The 25,537-nt window shown below is 55.8% G+C and carries 26 protein-coding genes and 1 pseudogene; 8 read left to right on the forward strand and 19 right to left on the reverse strand.

Annotated elements, in window-relative coordinates:
• Nucleotides 1-7: 7 nt before the first annotated feature.
• The 5 genes from INF35_RS02170 to INF35_RS02190 all read right to left on the reverse strand — a co-directional run bounded on the left by INF35_RS02170 (nucleotide 8) and on the right by INF35_RS02190 (nucleotide 4,240).
• Nucleotides 8-1,039, reverse strand: coding sequence for a 3-deoxy-7-phosphoheptulonate synthase (locus INF35_RS02170; RefSeq protein WP_193499893.1), 1,032 nt, complete (start codon nucleotides 1,037-1,039; stop codon nucleotides 8-10).
• A 330-nt stretch (nucleotides 1,040-1,369) separates the two neighbouring features.
• A complete protein-coding gene (locus INF35_RS02175; RefSeq protein WP_193499894.1) occupies nucleotides 1,370-1,798 on the reverse strand; it encodes an aspartate carbamoyltransferase regulatory subunit in 429 nt (142 codons plus the stop codon).
• The gene (pyrB, locus tag INF35_RS02180) at nucleotides 1,792-2,739 is read right to left on the reverse strand and encodes an aspartate carbamoyltransferase (RefSeq protein ID WP_193499895.1); all 948 of its coding nucleotides are present in this window, start codon (nucleotides 2,737-2,739) and stop codon (nucleotides 1,792-1,794) included. Before pyrB ends, INF35_RS02175 begins: the two co-directional genes overlap by 7 nt.
• Before the next feature lie 28 nt (nucleotides 2,740-2,767).
• Complete coding sequence (locus INF35_RS02185) at nucleotides 2,768-3,526, reverse strand: GntR family transcriptional regulator (protein WP_193499896.1); 759 nt, start codon at nucleotides 3,524-3,526, stop codon at nucleotides 2,768-2,770.
• 51 nt (nucleotides 3,527-3,577) lie between these two features.
• Nucleotides 3,578-4,240 (reverse strand): endonuclease III domain-containing protein, encoded by a 663-nt coding sequence (locus tag INF35_RS02190; protein ID WP_193499897.1) that lies wholly within the window; start codon nucleotides 4,238-4,240, stop codon nucleotides 3,578-3,580.
• Between the two features lie 146 nt (nucleotides 4,241-4,386).
• Here INF35_RS02190 and INF35_RS02195 point away from each other — a divergent pair, with 146 nt between their 5' ends.
• From INF35_RS02195 to pta, 5 genes are all read left to right on the forward strand, one after another.
• Nucleotides 4,387-5,655 carry a replication-associated recombination protein A gene (locus tag INF35_RS02195; RefSeq protein WP_328740454.1) on the forward strand — a complete coding sequence of 423 codons (1,269 nt, stop codon included), beginning with the start codon at nucleotides 4,387-4,389 and terminating at the stop codon, nucleotides 5,653-5,655.
• Between the two features lie 570 nt (nucleotides 5,656-6,225).
• Entirely contained in the window at nucleotides 6,226-6,606 is a 381-nt protein-coding gene (locus INF35_RS02200; RefSeq protein ID WP_193499899.1) for a Fur family transcriptional regulator, read from the forward strand.
• Nucleotides 6,607-6,779: 173 nt separating this feature from the next.
• Nucleotides 6,780-8,069: a glycoside hydrolase family 10 protein gene (locus INF35_RS02205; protein ID WP_193499900.1), complete on the forward strand. Its 1,290-nt coding sequence runs from the start codon at nucleotides 6,780-6,782 to the stop codon at nucleotides 8,067-8,069.
• 93 nt (nucleotides 8,070-8,162) lie between these two features.
• Nucleotides 8,163-8,927: an alpha/beta hydrolase gene (locus INF35_RS02210; RefSeq protein ID WP_193499901.1), complete on the forward strand. Its 765-nt coding sequence runs from the start codon at nucleotides 8,163-8,165 to the stop codon at nucleotides 8,925-8,927.
• Between the two features lie 180 nt (nucleotides 8,928-9,107).
• The gene (gene pta, locus INF35_RS02215; protein WP_193499902.1) at nucleotides 9,108-10,073 is read left to right on the forward strand and encodes a phosphate acetyltransferase; all 966 of its coding nucleotides are present in this window, start codon (nucleotides 9,108-9,110) and stop codon (nucleotides 10,071-10,073) included.
• A 185-nt stretch (nucleotides 10,074-10,258) separates the two neighbouring features.
• On the opposite strand, the pseudogene tnpA reads toward pta, so the two are convergent.
• The 5 genes and pseudogenes from tnpA to deoD form a co-directional block, all read right to left on the reverse strand.
• Nucleotides 10,259-10,719, reverse strand: a pseudogene (tnpA, locus tag INF35_RS02220) (IS200/IS605 family transposase).
• A gap of 200 nt (nucleotides 10,720-10,919) precedes the next feature.
• Nucleotides 10,920-12,116 (reverse strand): BMP family ABC transporter substrate-binding protein, encoded by a 1,197-nt coding sequence (locus tag INF35_RS02225; protein WP_193499904.1) that lies wholly within the window; start codon nucleotides 12,114-12,116, stop codon nucleotides 10,920-10,922.
• Between the two features lie 146 nt (nucleotides 12,117-12,262).
• Nucleotides 12,263-13,426: a BMP family lipoprotein gene (locus tag INF35_RS02230; protein ID WP_193499905.1), complete on the reverse strand. Its 1,164-nt coding sequence runs from the start codon at nucleotides 13,424-13,426 to the stop codon at nucleotides 12,263-12,265.
• 180 nt (nucleotides 13,427-13,606) lie between these two features.
• Nucleotides 13,607-14,020: a cytidine deaminase gene (locus tag INF35_RS02235; protein WP_235983084.1), complete on the reverse strand. Its 414-nt coding sequence runs from the start codon at nucleotides 14,018-14,020 to the stop codon at nucleotides 13,607-13,609.
• Entirely contained in the window at nucleotides 14,020-14,739 is a 720-nt protein-coding gene (gene deoD / locus INF35_RS02240) for a purine-nucleoside phosphorylase (protein WP_193499906.1), read from the reverse strand. The genes INF35_RS02235 and deoD overlap by 1 nt, the downstream gene beginning before the upstream one ends.
• A gap of 211 nt (nucleotides 14,740-14,950) precedes the next feature.
• Between deoD and INF35_RS02245 the strand changes: the two genes are divergently transcribed.
• Nucleotides 14,951-15,799, forward strand: a complete 849-nt coding sequence (locus INF35_RS02245; RefSeq protein ID WP_328740273.1) for a 4Fe-4S cluster-binding domain-containing protein — start codon at nucleotides 14,951-14,953, stop codon at nucleotides 15,797-15,799.
• Nucleotides 15,800-15,907: 108 nt separating this feature from the next.
• Entirely contained in the window at nucleotides 15,908-17,329 is a 1,422-nt protein-coding gene (locus tag INF35_RS02250) for a DUF3329 domain-containing protein (protein WP_193499908.1), read from the forward strand.
• A 252-nt stretch (nucleotides 17,330-17,581) separates the two neighbouring features.
• On the opposite strand, the gene INF35_RS02255 is transcribed toward INF35_RS02250, so the two are convergent.
• From INF35_RS02255 to INF35_RS02295, 9 genes are all read right to left on the reverse strand, one after another.
• Nucleotides 17,582-18,985: an oxaloacetate decarboxylase subunit alpha gene (locus INF35_RS02255; protein WP_193499909.1), complete on the reverse strand. Its 1,404-nt coding sequence runs from the start codon at nucleotides 18,983-18,985 to the stop codon at nucleotides 17,582-17,584.
• Between the two features lie 54 nt (nucleotides 18,986-19,039).
• On the reverse strand, nucleotides 19,040-19,420 hold the full coding sequence (locus INF35_RS02260) for a biotin/lipoyl-containing protein (protein ID WP_193499910.1): 381 nt from the start codon (nucleotides 19,418-19,420) through the stop codon (nucleotides 19,040-19,042).
• 38 nt (nucleotides 19,421-19,458) lie between these two features.
• Nucleotides 19,459-20,781: a carboxyl transferase domain-containing protein gene (locus INF35_RS02265; protein WP_193499911.1), complete on the reverse strand. Its 1,323-nt coding sequence runs from the start codon at nucleotides 20,779-20,781 to the stop codon at nucleotides 19,459-19,461.
• A gap of 163 nt (nucleotides 20,782-20,944) precedes the next feature.
• On the reverse strand, nucleotides 20,945-21,733 hold the full coding sequence (locus tag INF35_RS02270; protein WP_193499912.1) for a pseudouridine synthase: 789 nt from the start codon (nucleotides 21,731-21,733) through the stop codon (nucleotides 20,945-20,947).
• A gap of 84 nt (nucleotides 21,734-21,817) precedes the next feature.
• Nucleotides 21,818-22,225, reverse strand: coding sequence for a GerW family sporulation protein (gene ytfJ / locus INF35_RS02275; protein ID WP_193499913.1), 408 nt, complete (start codon nucleotides 22,223-22,225; stop codon nucleotides 21,818-21,820).
• A gap of 53 nt (nucleotides 22,226-22,278) precedes the next feature.
• Nucleotides 22,279-23,037, reverse strand: a complete 759-nt coding sequence (locus INF35_RS02280; protein ID WP_193499914.1) for a hypothetical protein — start codon at nucleotides 23,035-23,037, stop codon at nucleotides 22,279-22,281.
• On the reverse strand, nucleotides 23,034-23,621 hold the full coding sequence (gene scpB / locus INF35_RS02285) for an SMC-Scp complex subunit ScpB (RefSeq protein WP_193499915.1): 588 nt from the start codon (nucleotides 23,619-23,621) through the stop codon (nucleotides 23,034-23,036). Before scpB ends, INF35_RS02280 begins: the two co-directional genes overlap by 4 nt.
• Nucleotides 23,614-24,345 (reverse strand): segregation and condensation protein A, encoded by a 732-nt coding sequence (locus INF35_RS02290; RefSeq protein WP_193499916.1) that lies wholly within the window; start codon nucleotides 24,343-24,345, stop codon nucleotides 23,614-23,616. The genes scpB and INF35_RS02290 overlap by 8 nt, the downstream gene beginning before the upstream one ends.
• A gap of 44 nt (nucleotides 24,346-24,389) precedes the next feature.
• Nucleotides 24,390-25,031 carry a site-2 protease family protein gene (locus tag INF35_RS02295; RefSeq protein WP_193499917.1) on the reverse strand — a complete coding sequence of 214 codons (642 nt, stop codon included), beginning with the start codon at nucleotides 25,029-25,031 and terminating at the stop codon, nucleotides 24,390-24,392.
• Between the two features lie 234 nt (nucleotides 25,032-25,265).
• On the opposite strand from INF35_RS02295, the gene rpmB reads away from it, so the two are divergent.
• Nucleotides 25,266-25,454, forward strand: a complete 189-nt coding sequence (rpmB, locus tag INF35_RS02300) for a 50S ribosomal protein L28 (RefSeq protein WP_193499918.1) — start codon at nucleotides 25,266-25,268, stop codon at nucleotides 25,452-25,454.
• Nucleotides 25,455-25,537 lie beyond the last annotated feature (83 nt).

Here is a 25,537-nt window from a genome sequence, read left to right on the forward strand (position 1 = left end):
AGCAGCCTCAGCAGCTCATTTCCGCAATTTCATACAGCAGCTTTTCGGAATCCTCCCAGCCCAGGCAGGGGTCGGTGATCGACTTGCCGTAGGTATGCTCCGAAATATCCTGGCGGCCCGGCTCAATGTAGCTCTCAATCATGACGCCCTTGACCAGATTGCGGATATCCGGTGAGAGCTCACGATTGTGCATAACTTCCTTGACGATACGGATCTGTTCCTTGTACTGCTTGTCCGAGTTGGAATGGTTGGAGTCAATGATGACGGCAGGATTTTTCAGCCCCATCTTATTGTACATTTCCAGCAGGCACTGGACATCCTCGTAATGATAGTTGGGCTGGCTGACACCGCGCTTATTGACACCGCCGCGCAGAATGGCGTGGGCCAGCGGATTGCCGGAGGTCTCAACCTCGCATCCCGCATAGGCAAAGTGCTGCGGATGCTGCGCCGCATAAATGGAGTTGAGCATAACCGAGAAGTCGCCGCTGGTAGGGTTCTTCATACCGGTGGGCACATCAAAACCGCTGGCCGTCTGGCGGTGATGCTGATCCTCTACCGAACGGGCACCGATGGCAACGTAGGAAAGCAGATCCTCCACATAGCCCCAGTTTTCCGGATAGAGCATCTCGTCCGCAGCGGGCAGCCCAAACTCCTCAATGGAGCGCATCTGCAGATGACGGATGGCAATAAGGCCGGCGACCAGATCCGGGCGTTCCTCCGGATTGGGCTGGAAGGCGATACCTTTATAGCCGTCGCCGTTGGTACGAGGTTTGTAGGTGTAAATGCGCGGCACGATCACCAGGCGGTCCTTGACCTTTTCCTGCACACGAGCCAGACGGCCGACGTAATCACAGACAGCTTCCTCATTGTCCGCCGAGCAAGGGCCGATGACAACCAGAAACTTGTCCGATTTGCCGGTAATGACATCGCGTACTTCCTGATCCTTCGCCTGTTTGATTGCCTTGGCGCGCTCCGACAAAGGATAACGCTCGCGGATCTCAGCAGGGGTCGGCAGTTTTTTCAAGTATGAAAAGCTCATTTGTAATCAACCTTTCCAATCGTCTTTTGGGCATACATGTCCCCCACTCCCTCGCGGCACACAGCTCCCGCCAGTATCGGGACATCTGACCGCAAAACGCATAATCATGCAAATACAGACGACATATTGTATAAATCCCATATAAATAATATATCGCACAAGGCACAATGTCAACTCAGCCGCACAAATCATCTCATCCCTGGGGAAAGCTGTTTTCCAGCATCCACACGCACACCGCAGAATGGTACAGCAAGAGGACGGCGGGCAGTTCCGCCGTCCTCTTTTCGGCTTGATTATAACAGGAATCGTTTTTCTCTTCCGCAGCAACCCTCACGGTTTGACGCGGAACTCTTCCTCACAGTAAATGCAGCGATAGCGGCCGCTGGGGGTGAGCTCAAAAATGTGGTCGCAGCCTTCCTCAATGGCAGTGATGCAGCGGGGATTGGTGCACTTGATCACATTGACCAGCCGTTTGGGCAGGTCGGGACGGATCTTTTTGGAGATATGTCCGTTTTCAATGCAGGTGATGCTGATCTGGGGGTCCAGATAGCCCAGCACATCAAAATTGATCTTGCTGATATCCCCTTCAATCTTGATGATGTCCTTCTTTCCGCTCTTCTGGCTGCGCACATTCTGCAGCAGAGCCACGCTGGCGTCCGGCAGTTTTTCCAGCTCCATCAGGTGATACAGCGCCATACCGGTGCCGGCGGTGATATGGTCGATGACCACACCGTTTTGAATCTCGTCTACTTTCAGCATTCGAACGCAACCTCCCCAGTGATCGGGTCCTTCAGGCCCAGCAAAGTCATGATCAGCGCCATACGGACATACACACCGTTCTGAACCTGCTCAAAATATGCCGCGCGCGGATCATTGTCCACATCCAGGGTGATCTCGTTAACGCGGGGCAACGGATGCAGGACCGCCATATCCTTCTGAGCAAGGGCCAGCTTGGACTCGGTCAGGATATAGCTGTTTTTCAGGCGAACGTAATCTTCCTCATTGAAGAAACGCTCTTTTTGGACGCGGGTCATATAGAGGATGTCCAGATCGGGCAAGGCGTCTTCCAGGCTGCGGACTTCCACATAGGGAATGTTTTTGGGTTCGAGGAACTCATGAATGATGTAGTCGGGAACCCGCAGTTCCTCCGGCGAGATCAAGATAAACTTCATTCCCTCACAGCGGGCCAGGCTCTTGATCAGCGAATGCACCGTGCGGCCGAACTTCAGGTCGCCGCAGAAGCCGATGGTCAGGTGGTCCAGACGGCCCTTGCGGCGGCGGATGGTCAGCATGTCCAGCAGCGTCTGGGTGGGATGGCTGTGGCCGCCGTCGCCCGCGTTGATGACCGGAATGCGGGAGTAGCGGGAAGCTCGCAGCGGAGCGCCTTCCTTGGGATGACGCATGGCGGCAATGTCAGCGTAGCAGCTGATCACCCGGATGGTATCGGCTACCGTCTCACCCTTGGTGGCGCTGGAAACCCCGGCATCAGGGAATCCCAGGACCTTGCCGCCCAGATTGAGCATTGCCGCTTCAAAAGAGAGGCGGGTTCGGGTGGAGGGCTCATAAAACAGCGTCGCCAGCTTTTTCCGCGCGGCCACGTCCTGGTAGGCGGCAGGATTCTGGCAGATTCTGTCGGCCAGATCCATCAGGCGAAGCGATTCCTCCATCGTGATATCCAACGGATCGATCAAATGTCTCATTTTTGGCTGCTTCCCTTCGTTTTATGTTTTACATCATTTTGCGCACCATCGCAAAGTCGAAGAAGTTGGTATAGTAAGTATAGCATCGCAGGATCGGCTGGCACAGGCGAGAGTAGCAGGTCTCATCCAACATGAGCAGCGCCTGGCCTTCCCGCAGGCGGAGAAGCCGCCGAACGGCCGCGCCGCCCTCCACGGCATGAATATGTGCCACTGTGCTGGTGGCCTGCTGGCCGGTCAGCTCATACAGCAGTTCAAACACCGGACGGGAAAACTCCGCCTTGTCCAATTTGCGTCCGCCGAACAGTGCCAGAGGGATGATGTCGTTGGAATACAAGACCGGCGTATCGTTGGCCAGTACCCGGCGGCAGATCCGCACAACAACATCACCCGGAGCAATATTCAGGCTTCTGGCCAGGCGTTCATCGGCTTCCTCCCGGGTGACCTCCAGATTGTCCGAGCGTGGCTGCTTACCCTTGGCATAGATCATGCTGTAAAATTCCAGCTTGTGATCCATCCGGCTCTGCAGCATGACCACATCCCGGTTGACAACCGTACCGATGCCCCGTACCCGTTCGATAAAGCCTTCCCGCTCCAGCTCGCTCAGGGCGTCCCGCACCACAGTGCGGCTGACCCCCAGGGCGGCAGCCAGCTCGGTTTCCGGCGGCAGGCGGTCGTGCCCTGCATACAGTCCGCTGCGCATCTCCTGCGCAAGACGCTCCACTACCCGGGCGGAAATCAGTTCCCCGCCCAGTCGGGTGCTGCCGTTTGTATCGGTCTGTTTCTTCATTCCCGTGCAGCTCCTTTCACAGTGGATTCGATCTATTATATCACACTCTGTTTATTTTTCCACCTTTTGGGACAAACGGTTTTCCCTGGCATAGCGGCAGACATCCGCCAGGCAGCATTTTTCACAGTAGGGCGTTGTCCGTGCAGTGCAGACTTCCCGTCCATGATAGACCAGCCGATGGCAGAAATCACTGCCCTCTTCCGGCGGAATGATCTTCCACAATGCCATTTCCACTCGCCGGGGGTCCTTGATGCCGTCCACCAGTCCAATCCGGTTGCTCAGCCGGATACAGTGGGTATCGGTGACAATGGCGGGCTTGCCGAAGACATCCCCCATAATCAGATTGGCGCTCTTTCTGCCTACCCCCGGCAGCTTGAGAAGTTCCTCAAAAGTCTGGGGAATGCCGCAGTCATACTCATCCCGCAGCATCCGCATACAGGCAGAAATGTCTCTTGCCTTACTGCGGCCCAGACCGCAAGGACGAACGATCTCTTCGATTTCCTCCGGGGTTGCGGCCGCCAGCGCAGCGACCGACGGATACTTGGCAAACAGATCCTGCACCACCACATTGACCCGTGCGTCGGTGCACTGCGCGGCAAGGCGCACTTCCACCAGAAGCTGCCACGCATGGTCATAGTCCAGCGTACACTCCGCCAGCGGATATTGTTCCTTTAACCGCTCAATACAGATCAATGCCAGTTCTTTTTTTGTCATTCCTGCTTTCCCCATTCCTCTCTGCCCCAGCATCCCCGACAGGGGCTTTGGTGCAAGGCTTCTTGGTTGATTCTACCACGCCGCTGCGCTATAATGCAAGTAAAGAGCGGCGGAACTTCCCGCCGCATTTACTGGAGGTGGCCAAGATCGAACCGTTAGCACAGCGTCTGAGACCCCGCAACCTGGATGAGGTCTGCGGACAGCAGCATCTTCTGGGCAAAGACAAGGTGTTCCGCCGCACCATCGACAGCGGACATATCCCCAATATGATTTTTTACGGGCCTTCCGGCGTGGGCAAGACAACGGTGGCCGGCATCATTGCCCAAAACAGCGGCATGCATCTGCACAAGCTCAACGGTACCACCGCCTCCACCAACGACATCAAGGCGGTTTTGTCCGACATCGGCACGCTGGCAGGCGCCGGGGGTATTCTTCTGTATCTGGATGAGATCCAGTATTTCAACAAGCGTCAGCAGCAAAGCCTGCTGGAGTGCATCGAACAGGGCACCGTGACGCTGATCGCCTCCACTACCGAAAATCCATACTTTTATATATATAATGCGCTGCTCTCCCGCTGCACCGTCTTTGAATTCAAGCAGCTGACCCGGACCGATATTGAGCAGGGGCTGCACAATGCGGCACAGCGTATTTCCGAAGAGCAGGGTCATCCCCTGGAAATCGAACCGGAGGCTTTGCGATATCTGGCACAGAGCGCAGGCGGCGACATGCGCAAGGCTCTGGGCAATATGGAATTTGCCGTGACCGCCGCCCCCGCCGATGCAGACGGCCGCCGGACTGTCACGCTGGATATGGTACAGCAGGTTGCCAAACACACGGCCATGCGCTACGACAAGCTGGGAGACGATCACTATGACATTGTCTCCGCCTACCAGAAATCCATGCGCGGGTCCGATCCCGACGCCGCCCTGCACTATCTGGCCCGTTTGCTGGAAGCCGGCGATCTGGTTTCCGCCTGCCGACGGCTGATGGTCTGTGCCTGCGAGGATGTGGGCCTTGCCTATCCGCAGATCATCCCCATCGTCAAGGCCGCTGTGGACGCCGCCAACATGCTTGGGCTCCCGGAGGCACGCATCCCGCTGGCAGATGCCGTCGTCCTAGTGGCTACCAGCCCCAAGTCCAACTCTGCCTATAACGGAATCAATCAGGCCATGGCAGACATCAAAGCCGGGCGCAGCGGCCCCATTCCCCGCCAGCTGCAGAACAAACACTTCGACGGGGAGGATGCCCTGGTCAAAGGTCAAAACTATAAATATGCCCACGACTTTCCCCATCACTGGGTCGATCAGCAATATCTGCCCGACGTGCTCAAAAACGTACAGTATTATAGCTTTGGTGACAATAAAACCGAACAGGCTGCTGCCGCTTATTGGGCCAAAGTCAAGGGAAAGTTGTAAAAAATGTAAATTTTCCTGAATTTGTAATTTTATTCCTATTTATCAGCTAGGCATACCCGGGTCGGAACCTCTCCGAAAGGAGAAATTCCGGCCCGGGTTTTGTCTGCCCCGTCGGCCCCATTTTGTCAAGAGAATGACAAGCAGCCAGCCTGTAAAAGTGATACTTATGCCTTTCTACTGCGTTTTGTCACAGGAAAACATTGCATTTCCCGCTTTCGCAGTGTAAATTTCTATATTTCTCTATTTGCTATTATCAGAGAAGCATATTTCGAAATACAAAATTGACGAATTCAACTAAAATACATATCTTTATACACTTTATGCAATTTTTGCGGCTCAAGCCGAAAAAATTAGCAACGTATTATCGTACTATCGAATTTGTTTGCAATGCATTTTCACAATATTATCACATATAAAATTGTTGACAAATGCATGCACGATCATTACAATGCAATTAGAATTATTAGTCTATATTAACAATTTGTGGTTTAGAGGCCAAATTTCCAGGCACAGGCAGGGAAAATGGAATATAAAGGTATCCAGAAAATAACAGACAGAAGGAGACTTTCCATGCGCTATTCACATCAGAGAGAATTGATTTTGAAAGAGGTGCTTTCCCGCACCGACCATCCCACTGCAGAACAGATCTGTACTTCCCTGCGGGCCGTTTGCCCGCGTCTCAGCCTTGGCACCGTCTACCGTGATCTGAACACCCTGGTCGCTATCGGTAAGGTGCGCCGGGTGTCCATCCCGGGAGAGGCTGATCGTTTTGATGGGGAGCTGGGCAGTCACCAGCATATGTTCTGCCGCAACTGCCGCAGAGTCATCAGTCTGCCTATCGCTCCGGAACAGCTGGAATCTCTTGTTATGAGCTGTCCCGGCATCAAAGTGGAGAATTATTCTCTCACAGTATTTGGCCTGTGCGAGGAATGCGCAAAGCAGGAGGTCTGACTTTTCCCTGCTGCTGAAATCACCTTTTACAGAGCTGCCCTTTCTCTTTTGCAGAAAGGGCGGCTCTTTTAATTGTTCAAGGCAAACAAGGTCGAAACCTGTGCTCTCTCTCCGGTTCCTTGCCATACCTCTTTCCTCCGGCACATATACTGTTGCAGCGGGGAGGTGTTTTTTTGCTGCGTTTATTGCTGCGTGCAGGAGGAATTGTTTTACTGTGCGGATTTTGTCTGGTTTTGCCGCCGCTCCTCTTGTCCAATCTTTCTTCTGGCCAAAGTTCAGGTGAATCTGTGGCCTCCTCATGGGAAGAGACACCTCCGCCCGACAACTCTTTGTCAAATTCTTATACCATGACGGAGCTGGCCAGTCCCCTTCCCTATCGAGCGGTATGGATTTCTTACCTTGAATGGCAGCATACCGACTTTTCCTTTTCCCAGGCCTTTGAGGAAGATATCTCACAAATGCTGGAACAGTGCGCCGATGCCGGGCTAACCGTTGTAATTGCACAGGTACGCCCCTTTGGCGACGCACTCTATCTCAGCGAGCTGTTCCCCTACAGTCATCTCTGTACCGGTACCCAGGGACAGGATCCCGGCTTCGATCCCCTGGCCATTCTGGTGGAACAGGCACATCTTCACGGTCTTGAGCTGGAAGCGTGGGTCAATCCATACCGGTTGCAAAATTCAGGAATCCCGGCTTCTCTTTCCGATACCAGTCTTGCCGTCAGTCACCCCGACTGGGTCAAACAGGTCGACGGCGGACTCTGGCTGGACCCTTCCCGTGAAGAGGTACAAGCTTATATTGCCGAGGGTGTGCGCGAACTATGCGACAACTATGCGATTGACGGCATTCATTTCGATGACTACTTTTACCCCACCACGGACGCTTCTTTTGATTCGGCAGAGTATGAAAGCTATTGTGCAGGCGGAGGCCTGCTGTCCCTGGACGACTGGCGGCGGGAAAACGTCAGCTCTCTGGTGGCACGCTGCTATGAGGTTGCCCATGATTGCGGTGTGCGGTTCGGTATTTCTCCACAGGGCAACCTGCAAAACAATCTCACCGCACAGTACAGCGATGTCACACGGTGGCTCAGTGAACCCGGCTTTGCAGACTATCTTATGCCGCAAATCTACTGGGGACTGGACTGGCAGTCGGGAAACGATACCGCGTCGGCATTTGACTGCTGCCTGGCCGAATGGCTGGCCTTGCCCCGCGCCGAAGGTGTTGCACTGTATGCAGGGCTGGGGGCATACCGGATCGGCGACGGCGACGGTTCCGCATCATCCATGGAAGAATGGAATTCCGGCCATGCCTTAACGGAGCAAGTCAACTGTCTGTTGCAGGAGGGCATTCCGGGATTTGCCCTCTACCGGTATGATTCTCTGTTTGAAAACAACGACTGGCCTTCTCTTGCAAAGCAGGAAGTCGATACACTCAAGGACTTGATACAGGATTTTGCCGAGTAATGGCAGGCGCCCTTTGATCAAAAATTGCATTCCTGTCAAAGCTGTGATAGACTCGAAGATGCAAATATGATTTGATTGGAGGGTTCCGACGATATGGTGATCCGTTGGAATGTAACGATTCCTCAGCTGACTGGAGATCAGCCCCGCACAGCTTATGTGTATCTGCCCACCTGCTACGAGTCCGACCCGCAGCGGCGGTTTCCGGTCCTGTATATGTTTGACGGTCACAATGTCTTTTTTGACAGTGATGCCACCTACGGCAAATGTTGGGGTATGAAGGAATATCTGGACTATACCGATACTCCCCTGATTGTTGCGGCCGTCGAATGCAACCACGGCGCAAACAATGAGCGGCTGTCCGAGTATTCCCCTTATGATTTCCGCAATCCCCGGTTCGGGAAAGTCAAGGCTGCCGGGCGCGAGACGATGGAATGGTTTATTCACAGCTTCAAGCCGGAGGTTGACAGCCGCTACCGTACACTCCCTGACCGGCGCCATACTTTTATCGCGGGCAGCTCCATGGGCGGCCTCATGAGCCTGTATGCCGTCACGGAATACAACCGGGTCTTTTCCCGTGCGGCAGCACTCTCGCCTTCTCTCTGGGTTTCTCCTTCCGGCCTGGCAAAAACCATCGCCGACGCCGACATCACTGCCGGAAGCGTGGTTTATATGGACTACGGTGCCAGAGAGTTGTCCCACCATGAGGCAATGCGCGCTGAATTCAGCAAAGTGGCGGATCAGCTGCTGCAGCGCAGGGTCCTGCTCAACACCCGCATCGTCCCCGCCGGTGAACATTGTGAGGCAAGCTGGGAAAAGCAGCTGCCGTTCTGCATTCCTGCCTTAATGTACGGACTTTGATTATTAAATGACAAAGGGATACTATCCTTGCAATTCGTGCGCTGAATGTCCATTTTATATGCAAAAAGTGCCTGTTTTCGAACAATCGCTTTGCAAAGATAAATATGCGATGTTATAATGAGAATGTAATCTACGGCGCCACATTGTCGGCTGCGCCGCAATCTGATCGGAGGTACATATATGGACATTTTTGAAACATTCGAAACCCGTTTGAAGCAGAATCCTCGCACGATCGTTTTTACCGAGGGTACGGATCCCCGCATCCTCAGTGCCGCCAGCCGGCTGCTTGCCAATGGCACGCTGAATGTTATCCTGCTGTCCGCTCCCGCTGACGTGGAGAAGGCTGCCGCCGAGACCGGTTTCGATGTCAGCAAGGCTACTGTGATCGACCCGCTCTCCTATTCTGAGATGGATGAAATGGTCGCACAGATGGTTGCCCTGCGCAAGGGCAAGATGACCGAAGAACAGTGCCGTGAAGCTTTGACCCACAGCAACTACTTCGGCACCATGCTTGTCAAGATGGGCAAGGCCGACTGCCTGCTGGGCGGCGCCACCTATTCTACCGCCGATACTGTCCGTCCCGCTCTGCAGCTGATCAAATGCAAGCCGGGCATCAAGTCCGTCAGCTCCTGCTTTATCCTGATGCGCGGCGACGAGTGCCTGGCCATGGGCGACTGTGCCATCAACATTGATCCTTCCGAGGATGAAATCGTTGAATCCACCCTTGAAACTGCACATACTGCCGAGATTTTCGGCATTGATCCCCGCGTTGCTCTGCTGAGCTACTCCACCTTTGGTTCCGGCAAGGGCGAGACCGTTGACAAGATGCGCAACGCCACCGCCCGTGTGAAGGAGCTTGCTCCTGACCTGAAGGTCGACGGCGAGCTGCAGTTTGACGCCGCCGTCGCTCCTGAGGTCGGCCAGCTCAAGGCTCCCGGCAGCAAGGTTGCCGGTTACGCCAATACCTTCATCTTCCCCAACATCAACGCCGGCAACATCGGCTACAAAATTGCACAGCGTCTGGGCGGTTATGAGGCTTACGGCCCCATCCTGCAGGGCCTGAACGCCCCCATCAATGACCTGTCCCGCGGCTGCAACGCCGAGGAGGTCTACAAGATGGCGCTGATCACTGCTGCGCTGATCTAAGTTTCGACAATAAAAATTGCGCACCGGCTTCCCTGTTACAGGAGGCCGGCGCTTCTTTTGTATGCCTGCAAAGCGAATAAATATCCCCCGGCAAAGCCGGGGGTTTTTCACAGACGGGCGAAGCCCTGGAATACTAGCGCACGCGTCACGTCGCGTTGGTACGGTCTGCCAGCCGCGAGAGTTTGTTACTTGCCACCCGTAAACGGGTTCATTAGAAGTTTCCCATTGTCAGTTGTTCTCCCGCCTGGTCCTCTTCAAGCTGGCGTCGGATATATTCTTCGATTTTCTTTGCATTTTTACCCGCTGTATCTACGTAATATCCTCTGCACCAAAACTCTCTGTTCCGATACTTGTATTTCAACTCAGGGTATTTTTCGTAAATCATCAGGCTACTTTTCCCTTTCAAGTATCCCATGAAACTCGACACCGCGTACTTCGGAGGAATCTCTACCAGCATATGAATATGATCCGGACATACTTCCGCTTCGATGATATTCACCTTTTTCCAGTTGCACAGCGTTCTTAGAATTTCTCCTATCTCCCGCCGTTTCTGTCCGCAAAATACTTTTCTACGGTATTTCGGTGCAAACACAATATGATATTTGCAATTCCAGCTTGTATGCGATAAACTATTTACGTCGTTCATTTTGAATGACCTCCCTTTGCTTAGTTGTGCAGTTGGCAGACCGCACTTCTATTTTAGCAAAGGGAGTTTTTTTGTCTGCATAATCGGCACAAGCCTTCTTTTGAACCACTCGCCTAGCGAGTGGTTTTCGGTATACAAAAAACCGGGGCACACCTTTTAGAGGGAGTGCCCCGGCGGCTGTGTTTTATGCCTTTATGCGATTAGCCCTGGTAATCAACGGTGACGTTGGTAACAGTGGGGGTAACGTTGACATCGGAGCTGTCGTCAATGACCAGAGTGCCGTCGACGATCTCAGCATACATGGTGTCGTACTGTTCCTGAGTGAAGGTGGTGAACTTGGAGGTCTCCATCGGCAGGCCGACGCAATCCTCAGCGGCGCCCAGCTTCGCCTCAACGCCGGAGTAGGTGGCGCTCCAGGTCCAGTCATTGCTCATGCAATCGGTCAGCGCAACGTTGACAGAGTTGGCCAGAGCCTTCATGGCGGAAGTGATAACGAAATCGCCCAGGTTGGACTGGTCAACGTCAACACCGATCATCTTGCCATTGTTGGCCTCTGCAGCAGCAGCGCAGGAGTTGCCCACCTGACCGCCGCAGGCAAAGATGACCTGAGTGCCCTCGGTGTACCAGCTGTCCATCTTGGTCTTGATCTCATCGCTGGCACTGAAGGTGCCGGAGTACCAGTACTTGATGTTGACATTGCTGATGCCCATCTCAGAAGCAGCCTCGTTGGCGCCCTGAACAAAGCCGTAGCCGTAACGGATAACGGCGGGAACGGCAATGCCGCCCAGGAAGCCCAGCTCGGTGTAGCCGTCGGTGACAGCTGCGTAGCCGGCCAGATAGCCTGCCTGCTCTTCCTTGTAGGTGACCAGAGCAGTGTTGCTGGTGACATACTGGGACAGATCATAGTCGTCCATGTTGAAGTCCGCTGCGCTGGTGTCAACGCCGCCGGCACCCAGCATATCGGACACGGCAACGTCCAGCGCCAGGAAGGAAACGTCAGGATACTTGGTCTGAGCCTCGTACAGGGTGTTGGCAAACAGATAACCTGCCATAACGACAGCCTTGGCGCCATCGTTGACGGCATTGTCGACCTGCTCCAGACGGGCAGCATCGGAGTCCTCGGTGGGACGGTAGTAGTTTGCCTTCAGGCTGTTGGCATCGCAGAAGTCCTGCACGCCCTGCCAGGTGTACTGGTTGAAGGACTGGTCGTCGATGTTGCCCACGTCGGTGATGAATGCCACATCGGTCTTGGCATCGGAATCGGAGGTGGCAGCCGCCTCGCTGGTGGAACCAGTGGAAGTGGTAGCTCCGGAGTTCGAAGCAGAGGAATCATTGCCGCAGGCAACCAGCGAAACCGCCATGCTTGCTGCCATGATCAAAGCAAGAATCTTTTTCATGACTTATGTTCTCCTTTGTTTTCGGGTAATCAGAGACAAAATATCCCTGCCATACAACTAGAAGTATACTGTTTTTTTCACGTTTTTGCAATGAAAACGGCCATTACAAAAGCATAACAAACTTTTGACACATATTTAATATTTTCTTAGTTCTGATAATCGCAGGCAACATTGGCCGTCTGGGGCAGGTTGGAGGGGTCAGGATCGGAATAGCGCTCTACTTTGATCGATCCGGAAACGAGCCCTGCATAAATCTGCTCGTACTCTTCCTGGGAGAAATCAATGAAATTCCACTGCGCAGTTGTCAGTCCCAGCGCGCCGGAAGACACGCCTACCCGTTCGGTCTGTCCGGCCTGATCGGAGTTCCAACCCGCACCGTCGGCATAAAAGCTGTACAGCTGATTCTGTACCACAGTGGAGTAGCGCTTGACCGCAGACCCCACCACCTGGCTGCCCAGTCCACTCTGGTTCCAATCTGCTGCAATTACATGACCGCCGCTTTCCTGGGCCGCGTCCACGCAGCTCTGCGCCAATGTACCGCCGCAGGCAAAAATCAGCTGGGTGCCATCGGAATACCATCCGCTCATCCGGGCGGCAATTTCTTCCGAGGCATCATACTGTCCGCTGTACCAGATTTTCAGATAGACTTCCACACCGTTCTGCTCGGCTGCAGCCTGTGCTCCCTGCAGAAAACCGGTGCCGTACCGGACAATGCCCGGCAGCATATCGGCTCCCAGAAAGCCCAGACTGGTATATCCGTCCGAAACCGCCGCGTATCCGGCCAGATACCCCGCCTGTTCCTCACTGAACAGAACACAGTGGGTATTGGACGCCGTGCTGTAACTGGCATAATCTTCACTGTGCGGCTCGCCGTCCATAAGCAGATAACTGATGGTCGGGTAGTTGTTCTGCAGTTCATACAGAGGGATTTCCATATCCTGCCCTGCACAGATAATCAGTTCCGCGCCGCTCTCAGCCGCCTTGCGCAGGGCATCTTCATTGGCTTCAGTGCCTTCCCCGTCGGCGGCAAACAGCTGCGCTGTATAATTGAAGCTGGTGCAGAACTGCTGCACGCCCTGCCAAAGCATGGCGTTCATACCGGTATCGGTTCCGTCGGAATCCACAGCCAGCGCAATGATGGCCCCGCTGCCGTCCAGCGTTGTCTCAGCATTTTCCTCCGGCTTCAGGACATAGGTCGAATCGTCCTGAAGCGCCAGAGAAGTTCCTGTATCGGTATCCTGTGTGCCGCAGGAGCAAAGCGTAACCGCCATTGCTCCACACAGCACAAGGGACATGAGTTTCCTGATCAAAGCGTATATCTCCTTCGATGCAAAAGCCAATCTGACAAGATGCCGCATAGCCAGGCTTTCGCCCGGCAGCAGCCATGACCTTTCTAGTATGCCGTATCCGATGTCTGTTGTCAACCGGGCGCTCAGGCCCGCATCTGCCTCTGTGCAGAAAATCCTGTGCGGCAGACAGCCAGAACAAACTCAGGGCTCAATATTTTGGGGGCCGAATCCCAAGGGGAGCAGATCTCCCAGCGTACAGACCTGATAGTCCTCCTCGCTCTTTGCCAGAATCACCCGCAGGGCATTTCCGCCGAACTCAAACAGAGCCTGCCTGCAGACGCCGCAGGGGCTGGTGGGCAAGGTATTCTTTTGATGCTCCAGACTTCCCACAATGGCAATGGCAACAAATTCCCGCTCTCCCCCGCTCACTGCCTGAGCCAGCGCCGCGCGCTCGGCGCAGATGGTCGGCGAGAAGGAAGCATTTTCAATATTGCAGCCCAAATAGACCTTTCCGCTTTTTCCCAAAAGCGCAGCGCCGACTTTGAAGTGTGAATAGGGCGTATAAGCGTTTTCCCGCACAGCAAAGGCCGCACTGATCAGTGCTTTGTCATCCATCAGAGCTGCACCCCCAGAGCGACCTTCATCATGGCGGTGAAGCTGGTCTGGCGCTGCTCCGGGGTGGTGATTTCCGGCGAGACAAAGCTGTCCGAGATGGTCAGCAGGCAGGCTGCCCGCTTGCCCAGGACTCTGGCATTGTGGAAGAGGGCAAAGCTCTCCATCTCAACAGCCACACAGCCCTTTTCATCCCGCAGGCGTTCCCAGTAAAGGGGCTTTTCGCCGGACGGCTCCCGGTAAAAGACATCGCTGGAATGAATGACGCCTTCGATCAGAGGGATATTCTGCGCCGCGGCGCTGGCGCGCAGAGCTTCGTTCAGCTCCGGATCAGGCAGCTGAATGTCGGCGCCATCCCCCGACTGGGTCAGCGCATAGCTGCTCTCGGAGTAGGCGCCGGTTGCCAGAACCACGTCAAAAAGGCGTGCCTTGTCGGTGTAGGAACCCGCTGAGCCGATGCGGATGATGTTCTCCACGCCGTACTGGGTATACAGCTCATAGGAATAGATGCCAATAGACGGCATGCCCATACCGCTGCCCATTACGCTGACGGGCCGCCCCTCATAAGTTCCGGTAAAGCCCAGCATACCTCGTACGTCGGTAACCAGACGCGGATTTTCCAGAAAAGTATCGGCAATAAATTTTGCTCGCAGCGGATCGCCGGGCATCAGCACGGTTGCCGCAAAATCTCCCTTTTGTGCGCGGTTATGGGGGGTAGACATAGCACATCTCTCCTTTTCAGTTACTGCCGCCGCACGCGGCCGATTCATATAAAATCAGTATACCACATTTTGCCGCTTTGTGGTAAACTGATACAAAGATTCCTTGAGTTCTTCACCATTTCATATCCAGGAAAGGATGCCCGCCATGAATCTGCCCACTCAATGCCGCCTATGCCCCCGCCAATGCGGTGCAAACCGCGCCGCGGGAGAAATGGGACAATGCAGCGCAGGCGACAAACTTCTTGTCGCACGTGCCGCACTCCATCACTGGGAGGAGCCCTGCCTGAGCGGCCCTCCCGAGGCGGAGACGGGCAGCGGTACGGTGTTTTTTACCGGGTGTCCTCTCAAATGCTGCTACTGCCAGAACTACTCCATCAGTCAGGAAGGCCTTGGCAAAGAGATCGATACCGACCGGCTGACCGCCATCTTTCTGGAGCTGCAGGAAAAAGGAGCCCGTAATCTCAATCTGGTAACGGCTACCCAGTGGCTTCCCTGGGTCCTGCCCGCTCTGCGTACTGCCAGACAGCAGGGCTTGCAGATTCCCGTGGTCTACAACACCGGCGGCTATGAGCGTGCTGGGACGGTCCGCGCCCTGGATGGAGCGGTGGATATCTGGCTGGCCGACTATAAATATGCGGATGCCGGACTGGCGGAGGAACTGTCCCATGCTTCGGATTACCGGGATATCTGCGAAAACGCCATCCGCCAAATGCTGCTCCAGACCGGTGCGCCCCAGTACGACAGCGAAGGATATCTGAAGCGTGGCGTTATCATCCGTCATCTGGTCCTGCCCGGCCACGCCGAGGATTCCCTGAACGTTGTTTTCCGGATGAAAGCCCTGCAGGAGGAGACCGGCGTTCCCTTTCTGACCAGCCTGATGTGTCAGTTCACGCCATTCTACCACGCTGCAGACCATGGACTGGGCCGCCGTGTGACCAGCTACGAATACCGCAAGGTGGTGGATGCCGCCGTGGCTGCCGGTCTGACCGACGGTTATATGCAGCAGAAGAGCAGCGCCCGGGAAGAATATACCCCGCCCTTCGATTTTGAAGGAGTGTGAAGCCGCCGGCTTGATTTCCCCTGATATATCCTATAGAATAATAGTTTAAGCCCTTGAATGAAAACGAATCCCGGCCTCTTTAATAAAAGGCCTGATTGGAGGTAAGCCATGTCCCTCGGGACCAAACGGCGCAGAACCTGTTTCCGCCTGATTGCCGGATTGGTGTTTGCCCTGATGTTTCTGTACAACTGTCTGACGCCCTATATCGCCGATGACTTTACCTTTGCCTATGCCTTTGACACGGGGCTGCGCCTGGAAAGCCTGCCGCAGCTGATTCAAAGCCTGGCCTTCCACTACATGGAATGGACCGGTCGTGTCGTGGTCAAGTTCTTTGCCCAAGGCTTTACCATGTTTCCGAAGATCGTCTTCAACGTCTTCAATGCCGCCGCCTATCTTGGTTTGGGCCTCGTCATCTATCGCCTGGCCAGAGGACGCCGCAGCGACCGGTATGATGTAGCGGCTTTCCTGCTGATCCAAGTTGCCCTGTGGGAGATCAGTCCGGCGTTCGGCCAGACCAATCTCTGGATGTGCGGTGCCTGCAACTATCTGTGGGCATCCCTGGGCTGTCTTGCCTTTTTGCTGCCCTGGCGATATTACCTGCAAAAGCCTTTTTCTTCCGGCAAGGGAATGGTCATCGGCATGGCGGCAGCCGGACTGTTTGCCGGATGGCTCAGCGAAAACACCAGTGCCGGCATGCTGGTATGCCTGGTCCTGTGCATCGCCTTCCTGATTTGGCTGAAGCAGAAGGTTCCTGCCTGGATGATTTCGGGGTTTGTCGGAGCACTTGCAGGATTTGTGATCCTCATTGCCGCGCCCGGCAACTACAACCGCGCCGATGACTTTCCGGATACCACTCCCTTTTTGACCAAGTACGCGGTCCGTTTTCTCGACTGTGTCAATATGCTGTGGGACAATGCCCTTCCCCTGCTGATGGTATTTGCCGCGCTCTACGTCCTGCTGTGGATGCAGAAGGCTTCCCCCGCCGAACTGGCCTGGCCTGCCATTTTGCTTCTGGGCGGGCTGGGTGCCAACTTCGCCATGATTCTCAGCCCCTTCTACTATGATCGCTCTTCCCATGGGGTGTTCAGTCTCCTGACGGCTGCCTGTGCCGCCTGCCTGGTTCAGTTTGAGGGCCAGCGGATGCGCAAACTGTTTGCCGCCGGCGCTGCCTGCGTGACGGTGGTCTGCCTGTTTGACGTGGTGGGCGCTTCCTATGACATTGCCAGCTACTGGATGATGTATCACACCCGGGAATCCCTGATCGTGGCGGAGGCTGCCCAAAACGATGGAGCCGCCATCGTCACCTACGGCATTGAGCCTTACACCAGATGGTGCGGCGCTTATGACCTGCCCGATATCCGGGAAAACGGCGAGGATTCCATTGCTCTGGCCCGGGCCAAATGGTACGGCGTTGCCGAGCTGACTGCCGATGAGGTTCGCACCTATCCCTTCCCCGGTCATACCAACGAAGCCTACGAGGCCGGTTATGAGGAAAGCATCGCAGCCTCCACCCAGGCAGACTCCAACTGACGATTCATTCAAACGTTCAAACACGCCCCCGGAGATGCCCGCCAGTTCATCTCCGGGGGTATGTTTTTATCATATGGGTGTCTAAGACCGCCCTTTTTTCATCTCAGGGCAGACAGGAGTCACATCCCCCAATTCTCAAATAAATTCAAAAAAATACCCGGTGCAGAAATGCACCGGGTATTTTTTCAGATTCAGTTCTTAGCGCTTGCATCCAATCATCAAGATGCAAACGCCGTATTATTCATTCACGAATCAGACGGGATGGCTCTTGTTCTCGTAGTCGGCATGAAGAGCATCCACACCCTGAATGCGGGCGTTGCGCTTTTCAAAGAACTTGGGCGCGACCTGCGGGAACATGGCATAAGTCAGAACGTCCTCTTCCTGGATGGCATACTTGGCAGCTTCCGCCTTCAGCTTGTCCATTTCGGGCTCCAGCGTATCGGCAAAGCGGCAGGTAATGGGCTTTTCGCCCTTGAGGATCATAGCCTGGAACTCCGGCTTGATAGGCGCGGGAGTCTTGCCGTAATCGCCATGGATCAGGCCCTTGAACTCTTTGGTGACCATCTTGTAGCGCTCGCCCAGGATGACATTGAAGACTGCCTGTGTACCAACGATCTGGCTGGTCGGGGTGACCAGCGGCGGATAACCGGCATTTTCGCGGACACGAGGAATCTCCTTGAGCACCTCATCCAGCTTGTCTTCCTTGCCGGCATCCTTGAGCTGCTTGAGCATGTTGGAGAACATGCCGCCCGGGACCTGATACAGCAGCGTGTTGGCATCGACACCCAGGCTCTTGGGGCTGATCTGGCCGTTGGCAATGTACTTCTCGCGCAGCTTGGCGAAGTAAGCACGGACAACATTCAGCTGGCCGAGATCCAGACCGGTATCGTAATCGGTGCCCTGCAGAGCAGCAACCAGGCTCTCGGTGGGCATGTGGGAAGTACCCAGTGCCAGCGGGCTCATGGCAGTGTCGATGATATCGGCACCGGCTTCAATGCCCTTCAGAATGGACATGGAAGCAAGACCGGCAGTATAGTGGCTGTGAATATCGATGGGGATCTTGACGGTCTCCTTCAGCTTCTTGACCAGGTCGTAGCAGGTGTAGGGCTTGAGCAGGCCGGCCATATCCTTGATGCAGATGGAGTTTGCGCCCATCTCTTCCAGGGTCTTGGCATACTCGGCAAAGTACTCGTTGTTATGGACCGGGCTCAGGGTATAGCTGATGCAGGCCTGAACATGCGCACCTTCCTTGTTGGCCGCCTTGATAGCAGTCTGCAGGTTGCGGGGATCGTTCAGAGCATCGAAAATACGGATGACATCAATGCCGTTGGCCACCGACTTCTGGACAAAGTACTCGACGGCGTCATCGGCATAGGGACGGTAGCCCAGCATGTTCTGGCCGCGGAACAGCATCTGCAGCTTCTGGTGGGGCAGTTCCTTGCGCAGAATGCGCAGACGCTCCCACGGGTCCTCGTCCAGGAAGCGGATGCAGGAGTCAAACGTTGCACCGCCCCAGCACTCCACAGAGAAGTACGGGATCTTGTCCATCTCGGGCAGGATGGGACGCATCTCATCCATGGTCATACGGGTCGCCAGCAAAGACTGGTGTGCGTCACGAAGCACAACTTCGGTAATCTTTATCGGTTTCTTAGCCAATCTCGTTCACCTCGTTTTGAACCGCTTAGCGGTCACATCTCACATGTTGCTGTCTCAGTTCATCGTGACCAGCAGGTCGCCGGAGCTGACGGTGTCACCCTTGCGGGCGTTGACGGTGGCAATGGTGCCGTCCTGGGGAGCAGAGATCTCATTTTCCATCTTCATGGCTTCCAGAATCATCAGAACGGAACCAGCCTTGACGGAATCACCCGGCTTGACGCGGACATCCAGAATGTTGCCCGGCATGGGAGCAGAAACGGAGACGGCACCGGCAGCGCCCTGAGGAGCAGCGGGTGCGGGTGCAACAGCAGGCGCAGCGGCGGGAGCCGGAGCAGCAGGTGCGGCAGGAGCAGCGGGAGCAACCGGAGCGCCGGTGTTCTCTTCAACAGTGACCTGGTAGGCAACGCCGTTTACGGTAACGGTAAGATTTTTCATAGGGGTAATCCTCCTTCAAAGTTCAGAACTCTCCGATATCAAAGCGCAATGTTGCCGTGCTTCTTGGACAGGCGAACCGCGCGTTTCGTTGCCAGCATATCCAGCGCCTGTGCAACCTCATTGCGGACATTGGCTGCGGCAGTCTCGGTATCTGCGGCACCGGCTGCAGCGGCAGCCTTGGCAGAGCAGACCTCGCTGCGGTAGGCAGCGGCCTTGTCCTGGGTCGTCTTGGTGATGTTGTCAGAAGCGTAGATCTCGTCCTTGTACAGAACGCTGACAGCAGCCTCGGGAGCCAGCGGGGCGACGGTGCAGCCGTCCACCGCAATGCGCCAGTCGGCGGGAGCGGCAAAGACCGTGTACACAGGGCCCACCGCCTCACCGGCGAGAACCGCAACCTTGACCGTGGTGGCCTCGGCATAGACGCCGGCCATACGGGCAGCCTGACGGATACCGCCGGCCTGATCGTCGGACTCACTCTTGACGAAGCCATCGGTATTGACGACGGTCACCACAGGGATGCTGTAAGCATCGCACATCCGCACAAAGCGTGCAGCCTTGGCGGTGCAGCGGTGATCCAGCCCTGCCTTGGCGGTAGCAATGATGCCGGCAGACATGCCGTTGATGGTACCCAGCGCGGTATACACATTGGCGCCGTAACCGGCGTACAGCTCAACCAGGCTGCCTTCGTCGGCAATGGACTCTGCCGCCTGCTTCGGGTCATATTTGGCAAGATTGAGGGCAGCCTTGGGAGCCGTGAAGTCGAACACAGCGGGGCCGGCCAGGTTGTTGCCCGGCAGCATGCCCACCAGTGCAGCGGCCTGCTTGGCAGCGTCCTCCGCGTTTTTGGCGTGAACCGCCTCGACACCGGCACGGGCAGCAAAGGCCTCGCTGCCTGCATCGGCAACCTTGTCATCGCTGTTGAAGGGAGCGGTCAGGAACAGCTCTGCATCCTCGGAAACAATGCAGATATCCGCCGCCGCGGCATGAATCGCAGAAGTGCCGGCGCAGGTGCCCGTCACCACCGCGATCTGAGGGACAACACCCGAAATCCGGGAGATCTCAGCCATCAGCTTGGCGTTGGCCGTCAGCAGATCCAGCCCTCCGTCCAGCTTTGCACCGGTGGAGTCGTAGATCGTAACAACCGGATTGCCGGTCTCCGCTGCCATTTCCAGCACGCGGATGGTTTTATTGATGTCATTCACACCAATCGGGCCGCCGTCCTGGCAAACCACATATGCGGTCTGTCCGTTGGCGCAGCCGTAAGCAGCGCTCACAGCACCTTCCTGGAACAGCGGCGTATAAACGCCGTCGTCAAAAAAATGTGCAAGGATCTGTTCCTTGCCCGCCTTTTTTGCTGCCATATATGAACCTCCCTGTTGTGATATCGCAAGATGGTTGCGTTATGCCATATGTATAGATTATACTACGTAAATTTCTGTCAAACAAGTGTTTTTGCTACAAAATTGTGCACGGTGTACAGGTTTTTTTGGCCTGCGTGTCACCAATCGGCCTGCAAAACGGCACTTATTTGCGAGGAAACGGTCCCTTCCGGCCGGATTCTTCCTTCGGCGCGGCGGCTTTCCCCTGTTTTGCCGCAGCACGCAATGCCGAAACTTCGGACTTTTTCAGCTCACGGTACTGGCCGGGCTGCAGCATCCCCAGCTTGACGGGGCCTTCCGCGCTGCGCTTGAGGCGGACCACTTCCAGTCCCACCGCCTCACACATACGGCGGATCTGGCGGTTGCGGCCCTCGTGCAGCGTAATCTCCAAAACCGTACGACCCGGCTCATCGGTCACCACATGGATCACTGCGGGGGCTGTGCGCACGCCGTCGTCCAGCACAACGCCGGAGGACATCTCGACGATCTGCTGCTCGGTGGCGCGGGGACGGACGGTGACACGGTAGAGCTTGCCCACCCCGCCCGACGGATGGGTCAGCAGATTGGCAAAGGCGCCGTCATCGGTGAGAAGCAGCAAACCCTCGCTGTCCTTGTCCAGGCGTCCCACCGGATAGACGCGGCGGGGCACATCGGTGAGCAGATCCATGACCGTCTTGCGGCCGCGCTCATCGGAAGCGGTGGTGATATAGCCCCGGGGCTTGTGAAGCATCAGATAAATGTACTGACGCTTGCGCACGATGCGCAGGCTCTTTCCATCCACCGACACCTTGTCAAAATCAGGGTCCATCTTGTCGCCAAGGCCTACCGGATGACCGTTCACCTTGACCCGGCCTTCGGCAATGAGCTGTTCCGCAGCGCGGCGGGAGCAATAGCCCTGGTCGGAAAGGACCTTCTGGATACGTTGTTCTGCCATGTTGTTCCTCCTGATATGGAAAACGGACGCCGTCCGGCCTGCAAGCCGGGCCGCGCCCGTTTGTTCCGTGTATTGCGCGGCAAGTTATTCCTCTGCCGTCCCGGTTGTTTCTTCCTTCTTGTCGGTATCGTCCTTCCTGACGAGAGCCGCCAGCTTGTCCACCAGCTCCGGCAGTGCGTTGATGGCATTGTCGATGGGCGAGACATGCTCCGCCAGCTGCACCGTACGCACCGTGCCGTCCTTGACGACCAGGAAAGCGATGGGCGTAATAGACACGCCCGCGCCGGAACCGCCGCCAAACATTTCCTTGGTGGATTTTGCGCCGACATCGGAGCCGCCGGAAGCAAAGCCCAGCGTGACCTTGGAAACCGGAATAATGGTGGTGCTGCCGTCCAGTGTGATCGGCGATCCGATAATGGTATTGGCGTCCGCCATCTCACGAATTTTCTCCACGGTAGCTCCCATCAGGCCCTGAACAGGATGTTCTGCCATATAAGTTTCCTCCTTCAAAAAACGGTTGCGGCATTATGCTGCAGTGCCACAGATCATTTTGTATCCGCTGTCTTATGCGCGGTTTTCTTTTTCTTTGACGGTGCTCCTTGACGTTTGGTGCTGCGCCATACCGTCAGGATTACCGATGCCACTATTATATACATTCTTGCCGTGATTTGGCAAGAGAAACAGCGTTCCTTGCGGCGTTCCCCGGTAAAATCCGGTTCCAGACGCAGTTCTTCCGCCTGAACGTCCACCAGATCCTCCAGAACAACCCACGCAGTATTGCAGGCACCTGCCAGTGCACCGTACGCAATGGCAGTGGCTGCGGCATCCTCCCCGGTAACCGTCCAGACAATTTTGACCTTTCGGACCTTGAGATGTTCCAGCAGCATCTTGCCGGGGCCCTTGGCCCAGCGGGTCAGCCGGCGGACATATTTCATGGGATCGCCCATCAGGCTCTCATACAGCCGGTCCACCTCATCGGGCTGCGGTTCCTTGGGGGAAGGCTTTGCCGCTTCCGCGGTGTCCGGGACAGAAGCCCGGGGCTCCTCCTGTTCTTTTTTTTCCGGCTCTGGAGACTCCGGCTTCGGCTTTTCTGTCTTACCCGTCTGCTTTTTCTCTGTTTCCCGTTTGGCGCGGGGGGGATAGAACCGCCGGCGCAAAGGGCCCACGGAAAGCCAGATTTCCGCCTTTTGTTCCTTCCAGAAGGCCTCGATCCCCGCCGGAAGCAGAAGAAAAATTGCAAGCAGCAAAAGCACCGCCAAAATCAGGATGCCCAGAATCTGCAGTACCAAAACCACCACGTTCATGGATTCATCTCCAACTGTTCGGCTGCGGGAAGCTCGGGCTGCGGTTCATCGGGCTCCTCCGGCTCGGGGGTCTGTTCCTCATGGAGAGGCGGCAGGTCGGCCAGACTGCCCAGCCCGAACACCCGCAGGAAGGTATCGGTCACCCGGAAGCTGACCGGTTTGCCCGGCAGGTCCAGACGGCCGGCCTCCTCGATCAGACCCTTGTCCAGCAGCTTTGCCACTGTTGAAGAGGAATCCACCCCGCGAACCTGCTCAATAAAGCTGCGGGATACAGGCTGGTTGTAGGCAATGACTGCCAGAACCTCCAGCGCTGCGGGAGAAAGAGGCGCGTTGCGGCGGGTATCCAGAATACGCTTGACGATCTCCCCATAATAGGGACGGGTCGCCATCTGCCACCGGTCCTCGAAGTTGAGAAGCACCATACCGCTGCTGCGCTCATCATATTGTTTCTGCAGTTTTTCCAGAAGCATCTGGGTCTGGATGGGTTCGGCGTGGAGCGCATCCGCCAGTCGATCCAGCTCAACCGGTTCGCCGTGCGCAAAAAGCATGGCCTCCAATGCGCCGAGGCGCTGCTTTTCATTCATCTTGCTCGTTCCCCTTTCGCTTTCTGCGGTGTGTGCGGTCGACGTGAAGGTCCCCCTCCCCATCCACCTGGACACGCCCTGCACGGATCAGTTCCAGCAGCGCCAGAAAAGTCGCCACATTGGTGCTGCGGGTCTCGGTCCGGTCAAACAGCTGCCCCATCCGGGACAGGGTCCCGTGCACCAGCCCCCGCAGCATATGAATGACACGGCTGGACACCGAGACAAACGGCGCGGTTACCAGCGGTTCAAACCGTTCCTGTGTGGGCTTGCGCTTGCGCAGGCTGCGTCCCATCAGATTGTACCAGGCCTGTACCAGCCGTTCCGGGTCATGCCGGCGGGTGTATTCCGCCGCACCCACCAACGGCTGAGGCTGGCGCACCGCCGTAAACACATCCCGGGCGCGGCTGCCCAGCTGAGCCGCCACCGCCTTGCAGGTACTGTACTCGATCAAACGCCCCGTAAGTTCGGCCTTCATGCGCTCGGCCTCCGGACTGCGGGGCAGAAGCAGTGCGCTTTTCATCTGAACCAGTTTGGCCGCCATATCAATGAACTCGCTGGCCACATCCATCCGGTCCGCCTGCAGCGTGTTGATGACTGCCGTGTACTGATCGATCAGCTGCATGATGTTGATATCATACAGGTTCATCTTGTTTTTGCTCACCAGATACAGCAAAAGATCCAGCGGGCCTTCAAAGTCTTCCAGTTTGAAGGTCAATGCCTCCATGTAATGCTCCCCTATTCCTCCAGTATGGTCCTGCCCGTTTTTACTCAGGCAACAAATGCCGTCGCCAGGTCCAGCACCTGCCAGACTGCATTGCCGACGATGGACAGCGGGTAATTCAGTACACCGAATACGGCGGCGATCAAAACGACAATCATGATCTGGCGTTCGTACTGCATCGCTTTGAAATAGTACTTCTGCGGCAGGAACAGAAGAGCAATACGGCTGCCGTCAAACGGCGGAACCGGCAGCAGATTGAACACCGCCAGGCTGACGTTCATGGATATCATATAATAAAGTAGACGATACAGCAGCGTGGGAAGGCCCAAACCAAACCAGACGGCCAGCAGTTTGTAGACGATCATGGACAGATAGGCCAGCAACAGGTTGGAGATGGGGCCTGCCGCCGCCGAAATCGCCATACCGACCTTGGGGTTCTTGAAGCGGTCGGGGCGGATCCCCACCGGACGCGCCCAGCCAACACCGGCAAAAATCATGCAGATGCCGCCCATCAAATCAAAGTGGCGGCGGGGGTCCAGGGAAAGCCGCCCTGCGTTTTTGGCGGTGGGGTCCCCCAGTTTCCAGCTGACCAGGGCATGCGCCGCCTCATGAAAAGGTATGGCGATCAGCATGACCACCGCACGCAGCAGATACGAAACCAGAACTTCCGGTCCCAACAGGCCACCCATATGTCTACCTCCGGACTCCATAGAATCAATATATTATACCGTACTTTGCCTCTGCACACAAGTCAAAGCCCCTATCTGACGGGTTCATCTCCTTTCCGGCACAGCATTTTGGCTCTTTCCGGAATGGGCGCACAAAATTTTGACAAACTTTTTGGCAAAACACAAAAAAAGCACTTGCAATTTTCTTTCAGGTTTGCTATGATAGTACAGCTACTTAAAGGAGGTGCAAGCAGAATGGCCAAATGTGCATGCTGTGGCAAGGGTGTCACGTTCGGTATCAAGGTATCCCACTCCCATCGTCGGAGCAATCGTACCTGGAATCCCAATGTCAAGCGCGTAAAAGCTATCGTGGATGGTTCCCCGAAGTATATCTACGCCTGCACCCGCTGCCTGCGTTCGGGTAAGGTTACTCGCGCTGTCTGATCTGGATGGAAGAAATGCCGGTCACCATGGTGGCCGGCTTTTTCTGTACGCATCCGCCTGCGGTCCTGACTGCAAGATCAGAC

The sequence above is a fragment of the Gemmiger gallinarum genome, assembly GCF_014982805.1.
Classification (GTDB): Bacteria; Bacillota; Clostridia; order Oscillospirales; family Ruminococcaceae; genus Gemmiger; species Gemmiger gallinarum.

Bases quoted from the DNA above. Each gene is read 5' to 3' on its own strand.
- INF35_RS02170 (WP_193499893.1), bottom strand. From the start codon at position 1,039: ATGAGCTTTTCATACTTGAAAAAACTGCCGACCCCTGCTGAGATCCGC.
- INF35_RS02175 (WP_193499894.1), bottom strand. From the start codon at position 1,798: ATGCTGAAAGTAGACGAGATTCAAAACGGTGTGGTCATCGACCATATC.
- pyrB (WP_193499895.1), bottom strand. From the start codon at position 2,739: ATGAGACATTTGATCGATCCGTTGGATATCACGATGGAGGAATCGCTT.
- INF35_RS02185 (WP_193499896.1), bottom strand. From the start codon at position 3,526: ATGAAGAAACAGACCGATACAAACGGCAGCACCCGACTGGGCGGGGAA.
- INF35_RS02190 (WP_193499897.1), bottom strand. From the start codon at position 4,240: ATGACAAAAAAAGAACTGGCATTGATCTGTATTGAGCGGTTAAAGGAA.
- INF35_RS02200 (WP_193499899.1), top strand. From the start codon at position 6,226: ATGCGCTATTCACATCAGAGAGAATTGATTTTGAAAGAGGTGCTTTCC.
- INF35_RS02210 (WP_193499901.1), top strand. From the start codon at position 8,163: ATGGTGATCCGTTGGAATGTAACGATTCCTCAGCTGACTGGAGATCAG.
- pta (WP_193499902.1), top strand. From the start codon at position 9,108: ATGGACATTTTTGAAACATTCGAAACCCGTTTGAAGCAGAATCCTCGC.
- INF35_RS02225 (WP_193499904.1), bottom strand. From the start codon at position 12,116: ATGAAAAAGATTCTTGCTTTGATCATGGCAGCAAGCATGGCGGTTTCG.
- INF35_RS02235 (WP_235983084.1), bottom strand. From the start codon at position 14,020: ATGGATGACAAAGCACTGATCAGTGCGGCCTTTGCTGTGCGGGAAAAC.
- deoD (WP_193499906.1), bottom strand. From the start codon at position 14,739: ATGTCTACCCCCCATAACCGCGCACAAAAGGGAGATTTTGCGGCAACC.
- INF35_RS02245 (WP_328740273.1), top strand. From the start codon at position 14,951: ATGGGACAATGCAGCGCAGGCGACAAACTTCTTGTCGCACGTGCCGCA.
- INF35_RS02250 (WP_193499908.1), top strand. From the start codon at position 15,908: ATGTCCCTCGGGACCAAACGGCGCAGAACCTGTTTCCGCCTGATTGCC.
- INF35_RS02260 (WP_193499910.1), bottom strand. From the start codon at position 19,420: ATGAAAAATCTTACCGTTACCGTAAACGGCGTTGCCTACCAGGTCACT.
- INF35_RS02265 (WP_193499911.1), bottom strand. From the start codon at position 20,781: ATGGCAGCAAAAAAGGCGGGCAAGGAACAGATCCTTGCACATTTTTTT.
- INF35_RS02270 (WP_193499912.1), bottom strand. From the start codon at position 21,733: ATGGCAGAACAACGTATCCAGAAGGTCCTTTCCGACCAGGGCTATTGC.
- ytfJ (WP_193499913.1), bottom strand. From the start codon at position 22,225: ATGGCAGAACATCCTGTTCAGGGCCTGATGGGAGCTACCGTGGAGAAA.
- INF35_RS02280 (WP_193499914.1), bottom strand. From the start codon at position 23,037: ATGAACGTGGTGGTTTTGGTACTGCAGATTCTGGGCATCCTGATTTTG.
- scpB (WP_193499915.1), bottom strand. From the start codon at position 23,621: ATGAATGAAAAGCAGCGCCTCGGCGCATTGGAGGCCATGCTTTTTGCG.
- INF35_RS02290 (WP_193499916.1), bottom strand. From the start codon at position 24,345: ATGGAGGCATTGACCTTCAAACTGGAAGACTTTGAAGGCCCGCTGGAT.
- INF35_RS02295 (WP_193499917.1), bottom strand. From the start codon at position 25,031: ATGGGTGGCCTGTTGGGACCGGAAGTTCTGGTTTCGTATCTGCTGCGT.
- rpmB (WP_193499918.1), top strand. From the start codon at position 25,266: ATGGCCAAATGTGCATGCTGTGGCAAGGGTGTCACGTTCGGTATCAAG.